Genomic DNA, 16,677 nt, shown 5'->3' on the forward strand with positions numbered 1-16,677 from the left:
GAAGGTGAGTCCATGTTGACAGGTATCGCGTTCGCCCTGGCCGCAGGGGTCATGTGGGGGCTGGTTTTTGTCGGGCCGTTGCTGCTGCCGGAGTACCCGGCGGCGCTGCAGACGTTTGGCCGCTATTTGGCGTTTGGCCTGATTGCCATTCCCCTGGCCTGGCTGGACCGTGTTGAACTGCGGCGGATGACCCGTGCAGATTGGCGGGAAGCGCTCAAGCTGGGCGCCATTGGCAACGTACTGTATTACCTGTGTCTGGCCAGTGCCATCCAACGGGCGGGCGGGCCGATGCCCACCATGATCATCGGCACCTTGCCGGTAGTGATCTCCATTAGCGCGAACCTGCTCAACCATGAGCGCGACGGCCGTCTGCCGTGGAGCCGCTTGGCCCCCTGTTTAGCGGTTATTTTGGCTGGCTTGGCTTGCGTGAACCAAGTCGAGTTGGCGGCACTGGCAGCGGAACCCGGTTCCGACTATGCGCGGTATGGCAGCGGCGCATTGCTGGCCTTTGGGGCCGTAGCATGCTGGACTTGGTATCCCCTGCGCAATGCCAACTGGCTGCGTGACCACCCAGGGCGCAAGCCGCGAGCTTGGGCCACAGCCCAGGGGCTAGCTACGCTGCCACTGGCGCTTGTCGGGTATGTGGCTTTTTGGGGCTGGTCGGCGGCCACCAGTAATCCGTTTCCCATGCCATTCGGCCCGCGGCCTTGGGCCTTTGTTGGTCTGATGCTGGCCATTGGGTTGTTTGCCTCCTGGCTGGGTACACAGTGCTGGAACGAGGCCAGCCAGCGCCTGCCCACGGCGCTGGTCGGCCAGTTGATTGTGTTTGAAACGTTGTCGGCGCTGACCTATGCCTACCTGCTGCGCGGCCAATGGCCGCAAACCTTGACCCTGGTGGGCGTGGCGCTGCTGCTGGTGGGTGTGGCGTGGGCGGTGCGCATCAAACCCGAATACGCAGTGCCGCCAGCAGGAATGGCCCCGTAGCGTACCGCGGGCCATTGGCTAGGGTCGCGTGTCGGGCGCGGGCGTGGTTGGCACACCCTGGTCCAATGCAACCTGGTGCTGGATGGCCATGGCCTTTTGAAATGCCGGACGCTGTTGCAAACGTGCCCAGTACGTTGCTACAGCGGGTGTGAACTGTGAACCCAAACCCAGATGAACGGCCAGCATCAGCGCATAGCCCACGGCTACATCAGCGGCTGTAAAGCGGCCGGCACACAGGTAAGCCTGCTTTTGCACAGCGGCATCTACAGCGCGCAGTCGGGCCAGAAACCAGCGGCTGTAGTCGTCAGCCACTTGGGGCTGCTTGCGCTCGGGCGGCTCAAAGTGGGTGTAGCGCAGCACCAGGGTTTGTGGAAAAGTGAGAGTGGCATCCCCCATGTGCAGCCAGTTGAGGTAGGGACCATAGGCATCCTCGTTGGAGGTTACATCCAGCACGCCAGGGCTGTGGCGCGCGGCCAGGTACTGGCAGATGGCACTGGACTCGGTCATGCGAATGTCACCATCGACCAGCAAAGGCACGGTGCCCAACGGGTTTTCCTGCAGGAATGAGCGGGCCAGGGCGCGCGGCGGAAAGGGCAGCATGCGCAACTGGTAGGGCAGCCCCAGTTCCTCCAACAGCCACAAGGGCCGAAACGAGCGGGCACTGACGCAGTGATAAAGGGTAATCACGTGGGGTTCTCCAGGGGCGGCATTCAAATGGCGCTATCCCAGTGATTGGATAGCCGCACCGCACCGTTGATGATGCCCACCATGGAGTAGGTTTGCGGAAAATTTCCCCACAGCTCGCCGGTTGTGGGGTTAAGGTCCTCGCTCAGTAGCCCGACGTGGTTGCGGTGCGACAGCAAGGCATTGAATGCCTCACGCGCCTCTTCGCGGCGGCCGATGCGCTCCAATGCGTCCACTCGCCAGAACGAACAGACATTGAACGTCGTCTCAGGAAAACCGAAGTCATCTTTGGCCTCATAGCGGCGCATAAAGGGGCCGTCACACAAGGAGCGCTCCATGGCGTCCATTGTGCTGATCAGGCGCGGATCATTGCGGGGCAAAAATCCTACCTCCGCCATGAGCAACACGCTGGCGTCCAGGTTTTCCCCGCCAAAGCTTTCCACATAGGCGTTGCGCTTTGCATTCCAAGCTTGGGAGTGAATGGCTGTGCGGATCGTCTGGGCCCGCGTTTGCCACAACGCGGCGCGATTAGTTAGTAACAAGACTCTGGCAATTCCTGCAAGTCGATCGCAGGCGGCCCAACACATCAGTGCTGAGGACGTATGCACCCGCGCACGGGTGCGCAGTTCCCAAATTCCGGCGTCGGGCTTGTCGTGCAAGCGCCATGCCTGCTCACCCATAGCCTCCAGGGCAGCAAAGTCGGCTGCATCGCCCCGGCGAAACAGGCGGTGGTCATGAAACGACTGTGCCGCCGCAAGAATAATGCTGCCATACACGTCGTGCTGAAAGTGCTCGAAGGCTTGGTTACCGACCCGCACCGGGCCCAAGCCCCGGTAGCCTTCAACCTGTGTGACGATGGATTCGGTCAGGGTCGCCTCCAGGCCAATACCGTAGAGCGGCTGGACATGCCCGTCTTTGGCGCCGCCCACGATGTTGTACAGCCAATTGAGGTACGCCTCCATGGTGCCAACCTCTGACAGGCTATTCAAGGCCCGCACCACGAAGAAGGCGTCGCGCAACCAGCAATACCGATAGTCCCAATTGCGGCCACTGTTGGGTGCCTCGGGCAGGCTGGTGGTCATTGCTGCGAGGATGGCGCCGGTTTCTTCGTACTGGCACAGCTTGAGTGTGATGGCAGCGCGTATCACCGCATCCTGCCACTCCAGCGGCACTGCCAGTCGGCGCGACCAGTGACGCCAATGCAGGGTGGTTTGTTCCTCAAATTCACGGGCGGTTTCGTCAATGCTGCCGGCCAGGGTCTCGTCAGACCCCAGCAGGAGACTAATGGGCTTGTCCAGTGAAAACCACGAGCCGTCCATCAGGTAGGTCAGTGGCATGCTGGTATTGAGTCGCACGGTATGGTGCGCCAAAACATAACGCACATGGTGGCTGACGCGCGTCACAACGGGTTGGGCGTTTGCCCAGTCGCTGTGGGGTTTGACGGTGATCCGAACGCGTGGATGCCCGGCCAGGGGGCGGACACGACGAACCAATTGCGCGGGTCTGAAAATTCGATCACGAACAATAAAGCGGGGTGCAAAGTCCACCAACTCGATCCCTTCTCCGCGATCGTTCCACAGTTGCGTTCGGACGATTGCCGTGCCAGAGTCGTAAGCCTGCTCCACGCGCGTTAGCCCTTCCAGCTCAACCGACATGGCACCCTCGTCAGTCAATCCATTCTTGCTGTTCAGTAGCGCATCAAATACCGGTGTGCTGTCGGGCCGGGGCATGCAGCACCACACGATGCTGCCTGCGCGCGAGATTAGCGCGCTGATCGTACAGTTGCCAATGACAGCCAGATCCAGGTTGGCGCCACGGTGGGTAGCTGGAAGAAGTGACGGCATAGTTGTTGTTCGGTGGTAATTGTGTGAATGGCGACCAGTTTATAGAGAATGATACATTTGAACAAATGAGTAATCGATTCGAACTGTTCCATTCACTATGGCACTAAAAACCATACGCATGCAACTGCGGTTCTTGTTCCCATTGGTGGTGACGTTGATTGCGGCTGCCTATTTGGCCGCACCGCTGATGGATCGGGTGACCTTGCGCTGGTTCAGCCGCGATTTGTATAGCCGTGGCGTACTGGTGACCAATGCACTGTCTGACTCTGTGGCGGATGCCATCGCGACCCAACGGCTGAAGCGGCTGCGCCCTTTGTTTGATCGCGCAGTAAAGGATGAGCGCCTGGTCGCGATTGGTTTGTGTGATACCAAGGACCAGTTCATTCTGGGCTCTGGCAGCTTTCCAACCAACTTGTCCTGCGCTGCAGCCCTGGAGGCCTCCCGCAAGCCGGAACCGCGGTTGACGCTGGCGTCGGGTGCCGTTCACGTAGGGGTGCATGACGTTATGGGGCGGCACGTGGTCACACCCGCGCCTGCGCCTGCGGGGGATACCGAGGTGGTAGCTGCGGCGGAACAGGTTGTTGTTGAGCCCGATACAGGACAAGACGAAGCGGCAAGCAATGTTGTCGTGGCGCGCTTGGTCCTATTGCATGACTTGAGCTTTGTTGATCGACGCAGCCAGGACACCCGGCGCTACCTGATCGGTCTGATTGCAGCGCTTGGACTGGTTATTGCCTTTATCACGGTGGTGGTCGCGCAGCTGAGTTGGCGCGGCTGGGTTAATGGAGCGAGGGCACTGATGCGCGGAGAAGGCCTGCTCTCGCCGCTGTTGCCATCACCCGAATTGGCGCCATTTGCGTCTGACCTGCGCGCGCGCTTGCGTGACCTGGAAGACGAGTACAAGCGATCCCAAGGCCCCGACACCGAGTGGACCGCGCAGCGATTACGCGCTTTGCTGCGAACGCAACTCAGTGGTGATCAGGTCATTGTGGTATCCAATCGCGAACCGTATATCCACGAGCACGGGCCCGATGGTGTGATCGTGAAGCGACCCGCCAGTGGCTTGGTCACCGCCGTAGAGCCGGTGATGCGGGCTTGCTCCGGAACCTGGATTGCCCACGGTAGCGGTAATGCAGACCGGGACGTGGTGGACTCACATGACCGTGTGCTGGTGCCACCGGGCCACGACGAATACCGGCTGCGGCGTATCTGGATGACCCCGGAAGAAGAGCAGGGCTACTACTATGGCTTTGCCAATGAAGGCATGTGGCCGCTGTGCCACGTCGCGCACGTGCGCCCGGTTTTCCGCGAGTCCGACTGGGAAGCGTACCGCGCCATCAACCAGCGTTTTGCCGATGCGGTGGTGGCTGAGGCCCGCAGCGAAGACCCGGTGGTGTTGGTGCAGGATTACCACTTTGCCCTGCTACCGGCCATGATTCGCAAGAAGCTGCCCCAAGCCACTATCCTGACCTTTTGGCATATCCCATGGCCCAACCCCGAATCGTTTGGCATTTGCCCCTGGCGGCGGGAAATACTGGAGGGCATGCTGGGCAGCACCATTCTGGGTTTTCATACCCGGTTTCATTGCAAAAATTTCATTGAAACGGTGGACCGTTACCTGGAAGCGCGCATTGAACATGAGCATTCAACTATCTCATTCCAGGAGAAAGAGACTCTGGTAGAGAGCTACCCCATTTCGATTGAATGGCCGGGGGAGGCCGAAGTGGCAGCTTGGGCGCCGGTTGCGGAGTGCAGGCGCCGGGTTTCTGAACGCCTAGGCCTGCCGGCAGATGTCTGCTTGGCGGTGGGGGTTGACCGCTTCGATTACACCAAGGGCATTTTGGAGCGCCTGAACGCCGTGGAGCGCATGCTCGAAAAGTGGCCTGTGTGGCGCGGCAAGTTTGTTTTGGTGCAGGTCGCCGCGCCCACGCGCAATTCGTTGGACGAATACAGTAGTTTCCAGGATCGCGTGGCGCGCATGACGGATCGCATCAATGGCCGCTTTGGTAAAGACAACTACAAGCCCATTGTGCTGCTTGCAGTGCACCATGAGCATGATGCGGTCATGGAGCTATTCCGTGCGGCAGACATGTGTGTGGTCACCAGCTTGCATGACGGGATGAATTTGGTCTGCAAGGAATTTGTGGCCGCCCGGGATGACCTGCAGGGCGTGTTGATTCTGAGCCGCTTTGCCGGTGCCGCACGCGAGATGCCCGAGGCGTTGATCGTCAACCCCTATCACGTTGAGGAAACCGCCGACGCACTGAACCAGGCGGCGACCATGCAACCGGCTGAACAGCGTGAACGGATGGCCAGTCTTCGCAGTACGGTGCAGGAATTCAATGTGTTTCGCTGGGCGGGCCATATGCTGTCCGACGCCGGGCGTTGGAGGTTGCGTGCGCGCATTGAGGCGCGTGTGCGAAGCCATCACCTCGACTGATATGAATGTGGGAAAGGAATACCTGACTTGATGCGTCATTTTTTTTCTGTAGGCGGTGAGTCCGCGCTAGCGCAGGTGATGTGCCGCAAACCCTTGTTGGCTTTCGACTTTGACGGAACGTTAACCCCCATTGTTTCGCGACCCGAGCAGGCGTTTGCCTCCAAGGCCGTCGCGCTTCGCCTGCATGCGTTGAGCCAGTTACTGCCGGTCGCCATCGTGACGGGGCGCACCATTGAGGATGCCCGCGAGCGATTGGGTTTTGTGCCAACCTACCTGATTGGAAACCATGGCGCGCAGGATGAGAACGATCCTGTCAAGACCGCGTTCCTCTGCGAAGGGCTGAATCCACTGCGAGAAGCGCTTCAAGCACACCAGGCGGAACTTGCTGCGGCGGGCGTTCGTGTGGAAGACAAGGGGTTATCTATTGCTTTGCATTACCGGTTGTCACGAAAGCGTGCACAGGCAGTGACTTTGATTCACAACCTGCTGGCGCCATTGGGCAGTTTGATTAAGGTGTTTGCCGGGAAGATGGTGGTCAACGCCATGGCTAAGGACGCACCCGACAAGGCGGATGCACTGCGCACACTTGTGCGGCGCAGTGGCGCAAGTTGCGCCTTTTTTGCCGGGGATGATGTCAACGACGAACCTGTTTTTGCCGCCGCTGCAGAAGACTGGTTTACCGTGCGGGTTGGGCGGGATGATCCAACGTCTAAAGCGAAATACTTTTTGGATGGCCCTGGCGAAATGGCCACGTTGCTGGACTGCATGTTAGCGGCACTGTCAAAGTGACGCGGGCGCACCATTGTTTCTGCGAAACTCGGCAGGCGTCTGGCCGCTCCACGTTTTGAAGGCGCGAATAAAGCTTTTCTCGTTCTGAAAACCCGCTGCCTGCGCCACCTGCTTGATCGGTTTGTGGGTACGCAGCAGCAAGTCGATGGCACGCTCTCGCCGCACGCTGTCCTTCAGTGTTTGCAGACTGGCGCCTTCTTCGCGCAACTGCCGGTGCAAGGTACGCGGTGACACATTCAGCAAGTGGGCCACTCCTTCGGCGTTGTGGGTATCGCTGGGGTGTTGCAGTAAGGCCTGGCGCACTTGCTGCACCAGCAGGCGGTCGCGCCGGTATTGCAAGACCGTGAGAGGCAGGGCGTTTTGCAGCATCTGCTGCAACGCTGCTTCATCCCTGCGTAGCGGCAAGTCCAGGTACCGCGCATCAAAAATGATAGCGGCTTGCGTACAGCCAAACTGCGTGGGAGCTGGAAATAGTACCGAATAAGCGCTTCGGTGTGCGGGCGCGGCAAAAGGCAGGTGAACACAGCGCAGTGCAATGCGTGAATCCACCAACCAGCATGCCACGCCCAACACATTGCGCAATACCGATACCAGACAAAATTCGCGCAGAGCGCCCATGTTGCGGTGCTCGGTGATACGGATGGTGGCAGTGTCTCCTGCAGTTTCCAGTGCCACAGTGATGTCGGGTGCAATCAACCCGTGGTGGCGGCACCAGCGCGACAGAGCCAGTTGCAGCGTGGGTGCCGAAATGGAGGCGCGCGCCAACATGCCATAGCTGCCCCAGGGCAGGCGGCGGCTGAACCAGCCCAGGGCCTCATCGTCCAGTTCCTGCATGGCTGCGTCGGAAATCCGCTCCATCTGCAGGGCGGTGATGCGGGCTTGCGAGTCGTGCAATAGGTCTGGCGCAATCTGTGCCTTCTGCAGAGCACCTGCCGGGTCCTTGCCGTAGCGGTGGTAGGCAAACACAATGGCTTGCACAAAGGCGATAGGTGTAGCGGCAACGCCCATCCCCCGGGCAGATGTCGGGCTGGCGGAGGCTGCGATTGGGCGGGCGACTGGCATAGCCAGAACTTTGTCGCAGTTTGGCGCAATTTGCAACCTTGGTGGCGGACCGCCTCGTGCCCATCGTCGCTATCCTACCCCCAAGGCCTTTTGTGCTTCCGACGCTTTCAACACAGGACACCGCCATGACACCCGACCCGGCATCCGCACACGCCGTCACCCCTTTGGTTTATAGCCTCTGCGGGGGCACGACCGATGTGCCCCTGATCGAGCAAACCCTGGGCGACTTTTTTGACGCCATGGTGGCGCGCCAGCCGGACCACCCGGCCCTGGTTAGCGTGCACCAAGGCCTACGCTACAGCTACCGCGAGCTCCAGACCGCCAGTAACCAGTTGGCCAGCGCCCTGCTGGGCCTGGGGCTGGAGACAGGCGACCGCGTTGGCATCTGGTCGCACAACAATGCCCAGTGGGTGTTGATGCAGCTCGCTACCGCCAAGGTTGGGCTAATCCTCGTGAATATCAACCCGGCCTACCGGGTGGCGGAAGTGGATTACGCGCTGAACAAGGTCGGCTGTAAGGCGCTGGTCACCATGCCGCGCTTCAAGACCAGTGACTACCTGGGTATGTTGCGAGAGTTGGCCCCCGAGTTGGCCAGCGATCCACCCGGCGCCCTGCAGTCCGCCCGCCTGCCGCAGTTGCGTACCGTGGTCTGGATCGACGAGCCCGGTCAAGCCGATGAGGGTGCAGGAGTGATGCGTTTTTCGAGCTTGCTCGCCAGCGGTAGCGCGGCGGACCCGCGCATCGGCACCATTGCCAAGACCCTGCGGTCCACGCAGCCGATCAACATCCAGTTCACTAGCGGCACCACGGGCTTTCCCAAGGGCGCAACGCTGACCCACTGCAATATTCTCAATAACGGTTTCTTCATTGGTGAGGCCATGCGCCTCACACCCGCTGACCGCCTGTGCATTCCGGTGCCGCTGTACCACTGCTTTGGCATGGTGCTGGGCAACCTGGCCTGCTTCACCCACGGCGCCACCATCGTCTACCCGAATGACGGTTTCGATGCCCTGTCGGTGCTGCAGGCGGTGCAAGCTGAGCGCTGCACCGGCCTGCACGGTGTGCCCACCATGTTCATTGCCGAGTTGGACCATCCGCGTTTTGCCGAATTTGATTTAAGCAGCCTGCGCACCGGCATCATGGCGGGTTCACCCTGCCCGACTGAAGTGATGAAGCGGGTGGTGGGTGAGATGCACATGGGCGAGGTCACCATTGCCTATGGCATGACAGAGACCAGCCCGGTGAGCTGCCAAAGCAGCACCACCACGCCACTGGAGCGGCGGGTGTCTACCGTTGGGCAGGTGCAGCCCCATCTGCACGTCAAGGTGGTGAACCCTGAAACGGGCGAAGTCGTCCCCGTGGGTGTGTCGGGCGAGCTTTGCACCCAAGGCTACTCGGTCATGCATGGCTACTGGGGCGATCCTGAAAAGACCGCCGAGGCCATCGATGCCGACGGCTGGATGCACACCGGCGACCTGGCCACCATGGATGCAGAGGGCTATGTCAACATCGTCGGCCGCATCAAGGACATGGTGATCCGCGGCGGCGAGAACATCTACCCCCGTGAGGTGGAAGAGTTTTTGTACCGTCACCCCCAGATACAGGACGTGCAGGTGGTGGGCGTGCCCGATCAGAAATACGGGGAGGAATTGTGTGCTTGGGTCATCGTTCGACCCGGACAGACCCTGGATGCTGAATCCATTCGCGCCTTCTGCAAGGGCCAGATTGCCCATTACAAGGTCCCTCGATACATTCGATTTGTGTCGGAGTTCCCAATGACGGTCACCGGCAAGATCCAGAAGTTCAAGATCCGTGATGAAATGAAACAGCAGCTCGGGCTGCACGAAGACAAAACCGCCTGAAAGAAGAGAACGTCGTATGCCCATACTCGAAACCCAACTCAATGCCCGATCAGCCGACTTCCAGGCTAACGCCGCCGCCATGCGCGCCCTGGTGGCCGACCTGAACGCCCAGACCGACAAGGCGGCCATGGGCGGTGGCAATGCTGCCCGTGCCAAGCACACCGCCCGTGGCAAGTTGTTGCCGCGTGACCGTGTGCACAACCTGCTGGACGCGGGTACCCCGTTTCTGGAAATTGCGCCGCTGGCTGCCATGGGCGTTTACAAAGACCCCGATGGCTCGGACGCCGCCCCCAGTGCCGGGGTGGTGGCAGGCATTGGTCGTGTCAGTGGGGTGGATTGCATGATTGTGTGCAACGACGCCACCGTCAAGGGCGGCTCCTACTTCCCCCTGACCGTCAAGAAGCACCTGCGCGCCCAGGAAATTGCCCAGCAGAACCGGCTGCCGTGTATTTACCTGGTGGATTCCGGCGGCGCGAACCTGCCCACGCAGGACGAGGTTTTTCCCGACCGCGAGCACTTTGGCCGCATTTTTTACAACCAGGCCAACATGAGTGCGCAGGGCATTCCCCAAATCGCCGTGGTGATGGGTTCGTGCACGGCGGGTGGCGCCTACGTGCCGGCCATGAGCGACGAAACCATCATCGTCAAAAACCAGGGCACCATCTTTTTGGGTGGCCCGCCACTGGTGAAGGCCGCCACGGGCGAGGTGGTCTCCGCCGAAGACCTGGGTGGCGGTGACGTACACACACGCCTCTCCGGCGTGGCGGACCATCTGGCACAAAACGACCTGCATGCCCTGTCTTTGGCCCGCACGGCGATTTCCAACCTCAATCAAAAGAAGCCGCTGGCCCCCGCCCTGCATGTGCCCGTTGCTCCCAAATTCGCAGCGGACGAGTTGTACGGTGTGATTCCCACCGACCCCCGCAAACCCTTTGACGTGCGTGAAATCATTGCCCGCATCGTCGATGGCTCAGAGTTTCACGAGTTCAAACCCCGCTTTGGCACCACGCTGGTGACCGGCTTTGCCCACATCGAAGGCATGCCGGTGGGCATCATCGCCAACAACGGCATTCTGTTCAGCGAATCGGCTCTTAAAGGCGCGCACTTTATTGAGCTGTGCTGCCACCGCAAGATCCCGCTGGTGTTTTTGCAGAACGTCACCGGCTTCATGGTCGGCCGCAAATATGAAAACGAAGGCATTGCCCGCAATGGAGCCAAGATGGTGACCGCCGTGGCTACCGCCAACGTGCCCAAGTTCACCATCATCATTGGCGGCAGTTTTGGCGCTGGCAACTACGGCATGTGCGGCCGCGCCTACAGCCCGCGCTTTTTGTGGATGTGGCCCAACGCGCGCATCAGCGTCATGGGCGGCGAGCAGGCGGCCAGCGTATTGGCCACCGTGCGCCGGGATGGTATCGAAGCCAAGGGCGGTGCCTGGAGCAAGGATGAGGAAGAGGCTTTCAAGGCACCGATCCGCCAACAGTACGAAGTGCAAGGCCACCCCTATTACGCCACCGCCCGCATTTGGGACGACGGCATCATCGACCCGGCGGATACACGCCGCGTGCTGGCGCTGGGCCTGTCTGCCACGCTCAATGCTCCCATCCCCGACGTCAAGTTCGGTATCTTCCGCATGTAAAGAGGCCGACCATTATGTTTACCAAAATCCTCATTGCCAATCGTGGCGAGATCGCCTGCCGCGTCGCTGCCACTGCCCGCCGTCTGGCCATCCAGACGGTTGCTGTTTATTCCGATGCCGACGCCGGTGCCAAGCACGTAGCGGCTTGTGACGAGGCCATCCACATTGGGGGCAGCGCACCCAAAGACAGCTACCTGCGCTGGGAAAAAATCATTGCCGCAGCCCAGGCCACGGGTGCCCAGGCGATCCACCCCGGCTATGGTTTTTTGAGCGAAAACGAAGAGTTTGCCCAAGCCTGTGCCAAGGCGGGACTGGTCTTCATTGGCCCCCCATCGTCCGCCATCAAGGCCATGGGTTTGAAAGCCGAGTCCAAACAGTTGATGGAAAAGGCCGGCGTGCCGCTGGTGCCCGGCTACCACGGTGCCGACCAAGACCCTGCGTTGCTGCAGCGCGAGGCCGACCGCATTGGCTACCCCGTGTTGATCAAGGCCAGCGCCGGTGGTGGTGGCAAGGGTATGCGCGCGGTGGACAAGGCCGAAGACTTCGCCGCCGCGCTGGCCAGTTGCAAGCGCGAAGCCATCAACAGCTTTGGCGACGACGCGGTGCTGGTAGAAAAATACGTGCTGCGCCCTCGCCACATCGAGATTCAGGTGTTTGGCGACACGTATGGCAACTACGTTTACCTGTTTGAGCGCGACTGCTCGGTGCAGCGGCGCCACCAGAAGGTGCTGGAAGAAGCCCCAGCGCCTGGCATGACTGAAGAACTGCGTGCCCGCATGGGTGCGGCGGCGGTGGAAGCGGCCCGGGCCGTGAATTACGTAGGAGCCGGTACGGTGGAATTCATCGTGGAGCAACCTGGAGGCTACGAGCACCCCGAGCAGATGAAGTTCTACTTCATGGAGATGAACACCCGTTTGCAGGTGGAGCACCCGGTGACAGAAGCCATTACCGGCCAGGACTTGGTGGAATGGCAGCTGCGTGTGGCCAGCGGCGAGCCGCTTCCTTGCAAACAGGCTGACCTGCGCATTCACGGCCACGCCATCGAGGCGCGTATTTGCGCCGAGAACCCCGACAACAACTTCCTGCCCGCCACCGGCACATTGCACGTATATGGCCTGCCCGCTGGCACCATGTTCGAGCGGTCCGACGAGGGCGTGCGGGTGGATTCTGGCGTGCGTGAGGGCGACACCATCAGCCCCTTTTACGACTCCATGGTGGCCAAGCTCATCGTGCACGGCGCCACCCGCGAACAGGCCTTGGCCCGCATGGACACCGCGCTGGCGCAGACCCATATCGTGGGGCTGGCCACCAATGTGCAGTTCCTGCGCCACGTCACCACCAGCGCATCGTTTGCCACGGCGCAACTGGACACGGCTCTGATTCCGCGTGAATCCGCTGTGCTGTTCAACCAGGAAAAGGTGGGCTTGCCGCTGGCAACAGCGGCCATGGTGTCGGACCTGCTGGTGGCAGAGGCCGCAATGGCACAGAAAGCCAACATCCATGGCTGGATTGATCCGTGGGCCCAACGCGACGGCTGGCGTTCGCACGGCGCCTCCAACCGCGACTTCATGCTGGAATTTCACGGTGAGCCGCACACGGCTAAGTTCACGCGCCTGCACGGCGGTGGTCTAGAGCTGAGCATCGATGGCACCACCGCCGCGTTGCACTACACGCCGCTGACTAACGGCGCGCTGGATGTGCGCTACGGAGACCTGCGCTCCACCGTACACTTGTATAAAAAAGGCGAAGTAGCCCACGTATTCACTGCGCAAGGCGCTACACAAGTTGTAGCAATCGACGCACTGGCCCACGCCGGTGAGGCGCAGGCGGAAGGCGGACGTTTGACCGCGCCCATGCCGGGCAAGGTGATCTCCTTTGCTGTCAAAGCGGGGGATGTGGTGAAGAAAGGGCAAGCCCTTGCTGTGATGGAAGCCATGAAGATGGAGCACACCATTGCCGCACCGGCCGATGGCACGGTGGTGGAGCTGCTGTATGCGCCGGGTGACCAGGTCACCGAGGGTGCCGAGTTGCTGAAGCTGGAAATTGCCGCCTGATGCGCATCAGCTTTTGCTGCACCGATACGGCGTCTGAGCCCTGGCTACAGGGGCTGCGTGCTGCGTTGCCCACAGCAAAAGTGTTGCTGTGGGAGCCGGGCGCGCCGCTAGCCGATTACGCCGTGGTGTGGGCGCCGCCCCAGCAATTCTTTGACGAGCAGCCTCAGTTAAAGGCCGTGTTCAACATCGGCGCCGGTGTGGATGCGTTACTCAAGCTGCGCCTGCCGCCCAACGCCCTGGTGGTGCGTCTGGACGATGCGGGCATGTCCGTGCAGATGGCTGAATACGTGTGCCACGCCGTTATCCGGCACTTTCGCGAATTGGATGCCTACGAGGCCGATACGCGCCAAGGCACTTGGTCGTTTCGCAAACCCCGTAGCCGGGCCGATTTTCCGGTGGGCATCATGGGGATGGGCGTTCTGGGTGAACGGGTGGCGCGGTCGTTGGTGGGGTTTGAGTTTCCGGTCATGGGCTGGAGCCGCACGCCCAAGTCGGTGGACGGCGTGCAGTGCTTTGCCGGTGAGCAGGGTTTTGCAGACTTTTTGGCCGCCAGCCGGGTGCTGGTGTGCCTGTTGCCGCTTACGCCTGAAACACGCGACATCATGAACCACGCCAACCTGTCCCGTCTGCAAAGCGGCGCCTACATCATCAATGTGGCACGTGGCGCCCATTTGGTAGAAGACGACCTGCTGGCGCTGCTGGACAGTGGTCACCTTGCCGGTGCAACGCTGGATGTGTTTCGCACCGAGCCGCTGCCTGCCGGTCACCCGTTCTGGCAGCACCCCAAAATTGTGGTCACACCGCACACCTCGGCTCGTACCCTTCGCAGCGAGAGCATTACGCAAATTACCAGCAAAATCACGGCAATTCAGCGCGGAGAACCTGTGGCCGGTGTGGTTGAACCCAGTCGGGGATACTGAGGCCCTGGCTTTTTACAAAGAGAGTTGTCATGGATTTGCCCCAACGCGTCAAACTGGTCGAAGTCGGTCCCCGCGACGGTCTACAGAACGAGAAGCAGCCGGTGCCGGCCCACATCAAGATCGAACTGGTGCACCGTCTGCAAGCTGCTGGCCTGACGGAGATTGAAGTCACCAGCTTTGTGTCGCCCAAATGGGTGCCACAAATGGCCGACAACGCAGAGGTCATGGCTGGCATCCACCGCCAAAGTGGCGTGCGTTACTCGGTGCTAGCACCCAATCTGCAGGGCTTTGAGGCCGCAGTCAAGACCCGGCCCGACGAGATTGTGGTGTTTGGTGCCGCCAGCGAAGCCTTTAGCCAGAAGAATATCAATTGCAGCATTGCACAGAGCATTGAGCGATTTCGGCCTGTGGTGCAGGCGGCGCTGGCTCAGGGCCTGACGGTGCGTGGTGCCATCTCCTGTGCAGTGGGCTGCCCGTATGAAGGCGAGATTGCCCCCGAGCGCGTGGCCCTGGTGGCGCGGCTGATGCACGACATTGGCGTGCAACACGTGGGCGTGGCCGACACCATTGGCGTGGGCACGCCGCGCAAGGTGCAGCGTGCGCTGGACGCGGCGCTGACCGTTTACAGCATTGACGAAATTTCCGGCCACTTCCACGACACCTACGGCATGGCCCTGGCCAACACCCTGGCCAGCCTGCAAATGGGTGTGTGGCAGTTTGATACCTCCGTTGCCGGCCTGGGTGGTTGTCCTTACGCCAAGGGTGCCACTGGCAATGTGGCAACGGAGGACGTGGTCTACCTGCTCAAGGGTCTGGGCATTGAAACTGGAATAGACCTCGATAAGCTGGTCGATGCCGGAAAGTTCATCAGCGACTTTTTGGACCGCAAGCCCAACTCGCGGGCCGCTGCTGCGCTGCTGAATAAACGTTTAGGTTAAGGGGTAGCCATGGAAACCCAGGATTTGGCGAATCTGCCGGAAGGCATGCAACGCGTCGCCGCCGCGCTCAAGGCCAAGAATCACCCCCACGCACCGGTTATGCTCAGTGACGCCGCCCGCACCGCCCAGCAGGCCGCCGATGCACTGGGCATTGCACTGGGGCAAATTGCCAAGAGCATCATTTTTCGCCGCCGCGCAGACGACGTGGCGGTGCTGGTTATCACCTCGGGCGACCGCCGGGTGGATGAGAAAAAGGTTGAAGCCCTGGTGGGCAAGCTGAGCCGTGCAGATGCTGATTTTGTCAAGGCCAAGACCGGGTTCAGCATTGGCGGCGTCTCACCCCTGGCCCACGCGCAGCCACCCGTGACGCTGGTGGACGAAGAGCTTTTCCGCTTCGAAGAAATCTGGGCCGCCGCCGGTCACCCGCATGGCGTGTTCAAGCTGCGTCCGCAGGATTTGGCCGCGCTGGCTGATGCGCCTACCGCCAACGTGACGCAGGCGGTGCACCCATGATTTCCCAAGATGCTATTGGATTGATAGCTGCTCGCGCAATATCGGCGAGGGCTATGACCGAAAATGTACCATCACCTTGTGTGGCGGTGTGCCGTATGGATGCGCAGGGTTACCTGTGTGAAGGCTGCCTGCGCAGCCTGGACGAGATTCGGCTCTGGAGCAGCGCCAGCGACGCCCAGAAGAAAGTGGTCTGGTCGCAGATTGAGCAACGCATTGCCCAATTGGCACCAACAGGAGGCAGCGCCGCGCCATGAAACACATCACTTTCTACCTCGATTTCATCTCGCCCTACGCCTATCTGGCGTTTGAGGAGTTGCCGCAGGCACTGATGGGGCTGAGCTACTCGGTCACCTACAAGCCGCTGTTGTTTGCTGCGCTGCTCAAACACCATGGCCAGCTTGGGCCGGCAGAGATAGCAGCCAAGCGCGACTGGACCTACCGCCATGTGCAATGGCTGGCACACAGCAAAGGCCGCACGCTGGATTTGCCGGCGGCCCACCCTTTTAACCCCTTGGGGCTGCTGCGCCTGGCCATTGCCACGAATGCGCAAGGTCAACCCAACCGCTATGTGTGCGAGACCGTGTTCAAGCACGTCTGGGTCGGCGGCCAGGATGCAGCCGACGCCACCCGGCTGGCCGCGCTTACGCAACAACTGGCCCCGTCGCGCAGCCCGGGTGATGATGCGGTCAAGGCCCAACTCAAGGCCCATACTGACGAAGCTATCGCCAAAGGGGTGTTCGGTGTGCCGGCGTTTGAAGTCGATGGCAAGGTGTTCTGGGGGCATGACAGCCTGCCCATGCTGCGCGCCTACCTGGATGGCAACGACTGGTTTGACAGCCCGGCCTGGACCGGCGTGGCCAGCCTGCCAGTGGGCGTTTCGCGCTAATAGGCAGTAGTGCGCAGGTTGCGCGTCAGCCACCAGCAGGGAACCCATGAAAAAATGTCCCT

Annotated in this window: 14 protein-coding genes; 11 read left to right on the forward strand and 3 right to left on the reverse strand. The window is 60.9% G+C overall.

What is annotated here, in order from left to right; all coding sequences use genetic code 11:
• The first annotated feature begins 12 nt into the window (after positions 1-12).
• On the forward strand, positions 13-984 hold the full coding sequence (locus tag IPI80_RS19640; RefSeq protein ID WP_413862788.1) for a DMT family transporter: 972 nt from the start codon (positions 13-15) through the stop codon (positions 982-984).
• An 18-nt stretch (positions 985-1,002) separates the two neighbouring features.
• On the opposite strand, the gene IPI80_RS19645 is transcribed toward IPI80_RS19640, so the two are convergent.
• Positions 1,003-1,671: a glutathione S-transferase family protein gene (locus IPI80_RS19645; protein WP_413862789.1), complete on the reverse strand. Its 669-nt coding sequence runs from the start codon at positions 1,669-1,671 to the stop codon at positions 1,003-1,005.
• A 23-nt stretch (positions 1,672-1,694) separates the two neighbouring features.
• Positions 1,695-3,512, reverse strand: coding sequence for a glycoside hydrolase family 15 protein (locus IPI80_RS19650; RefSeq protein WP_413862790.1), 1,818 nt, complete (start codon positions 3,510-3,512; stop codon positions 1,695-1,697).
• 97 nt (positions 3,513-3,609) lie between these two features.
• Between IPI80_RS19650 and IPI80_RS19655 the strand changes: the two genes are divergently transcribed.
• Together IPI80_RS19655 and otsB are read left to right on the forward strand one after the other, a co-directional pair.
• Entirely contained in the window at positions 3,610-5,952 is a 2,343-nt protein-coding gene (locus IPI80_RS19655; protein WP_413862791.1) for an alpha,alpha-trehalose-phosphate synthase (UDP-forming), read from the forward strand.
• Positions 5,953-5,982: 30 nt separating this feature from the next.
• Positions 5,983-6,741 (forward strand): trehalose-phosphatase, encoded by a 759-nt coding sequence (gene otsB / locus IPI80_RS19660; RefSeq protein ID WP_413863559.1) that lies wholly within the window; start codon positions 5,983-5,985, stop codon positions 6,739-6,741.
• Here otsB and IPI80_RS19665 read toward each other — a convergent pair.
• Positions 6,733-7,803: an AraC family transcriptional regulator gene (locus IPI80_RS19665; RefSeq protein ID WP_413862792.1), complete on the reverse strand. Its 1,071-nt coding sequence runs from the start codon at positions 7,801-7,803 to the stop codon at positions 6,733-6,735. The genes otsB and IPI80_RS19665 overlap by 9 nt on opposite strands.
• Before the next feature lie 125 nt (positions 7,804-7,928).
• On the opposite strand from IPI80_RS19665, the gene IPI80_RS19670 reads away from it, so the two are divergent.
• The 8 genes from IPI80_RS19670 to IPI80_RS19705 are packed head-to-tail and all read left to right on the forward strand — an operon-like array spanning position 7,929 to position 16,615.
• Positions 7,929-9,665 carry an AMP-binding protein gene (locus IPI80_RS19670; RefSeq protein ID WP_413862793.1) on the forward strand — a complete coding sequence of 579 codons (1,737 nt, stop codon included), beginning with the start codon at positions 7,929-7,931 and terminating at the stop codon, positions 9,663-9,665.
• Between the two features lie 16 nt (positions 9,666-9,681).
• Positions 9,682-11,304, forward strand: coding sequence for a carboxyl transferase domain-containing protein (locus IPI80_RS19675; protein WP_413862794.1), 1,623 nt, complete (start codon positions 9,682-9,684; stop codon positions 11,302-11,304).
• Between the two features lie 14 nt (positions 11,305-11,318).
• Positions 11,319-13,358, forward strand: coding sequence for an acetyl/propionyl/methylcrotonyl-CoA carboxylase subunit alpha (locus tag IPI80_RS19680; RefSeq protein WP_413862795.1), 2,040 nt, complete (start codon positions 11,319-11,321; stop codon positions 13,356-13,358).
• Complete coding sequence (locus tag IPI80_RS19685) at positions 13,358-14,278, forward strand: 2-hydroxyacid dehydrogenase (protein WP_413862796.1); 921 nt, start codon at positions 13,358-13,360, stop codon at positions 14,276-14,278. The genes IPI80_RS19680 and IPI80_RS19685 overlap by 1 nt, the downstream gene beginning before the upstream one ends.
• 29 nt (positions 14,279-14,307) lie before the next feature.
• Entirely contained in the window at positions 14,308-15,216 is a 909-nt protein-coding gene (locus IPI80_RS19690; protein ID WP_413862797.1) for a hydroxymethylglutaryl-CoA lyase, read from the forward strand.
• 9 nt (positions 15,217-15,225) lie between these two features.
• Positions 15,226-15,729, forward strand: coding sequence for a YbaK/EbsC family protein (locus tag IPI80_RS19695; RefSeq protein ID WP_413862798.1), 504 nt, complete (start codon positions 15,226-15,228; stop codon positions 15,727-15,729).
• Positions 15,730-15,782: 53 nt separating this feature from the next.
• Positions 15,783-15,983 (forward strand): DUF1289 domain-containing protein, encoded by a 201-nt coding sequence (locus tag IPI80_RS19700; RefSeq protein ID WP_413862799.1) that lies wholly within the window; start codon positions 15,783-15,785, stop codon positions 15,981-15,983.
• A complete protein-coding gene (locus IPI80_RS19705; RefSeq protein WP_413862800.1) occupies positions 15,980-16,615 on the forward strand; it encodes a 2-hydroxychromene-2-carboxylate isomerase in 636 nt (211 codons plus the stop codon). The genes IPI80_RS19700 and IPI80_RS19705 overlap by 4 nt, the downstream gene beginning before the upstream one ends.
• Positions 16,616-16,677 lie beyond the last annotated feature (62 nt).

Source organism: Candidatus Aalborgicola defluviihabitans, from assembly GCF_016705985.1.
Classification (GTDB): Bacteria; Pseudomonadota; Gammaproteobacteria; order Burkholderiales; family Burkholderiaceae_C; genus Allorhodoferax; species Allorhodoferax defluviihabitans.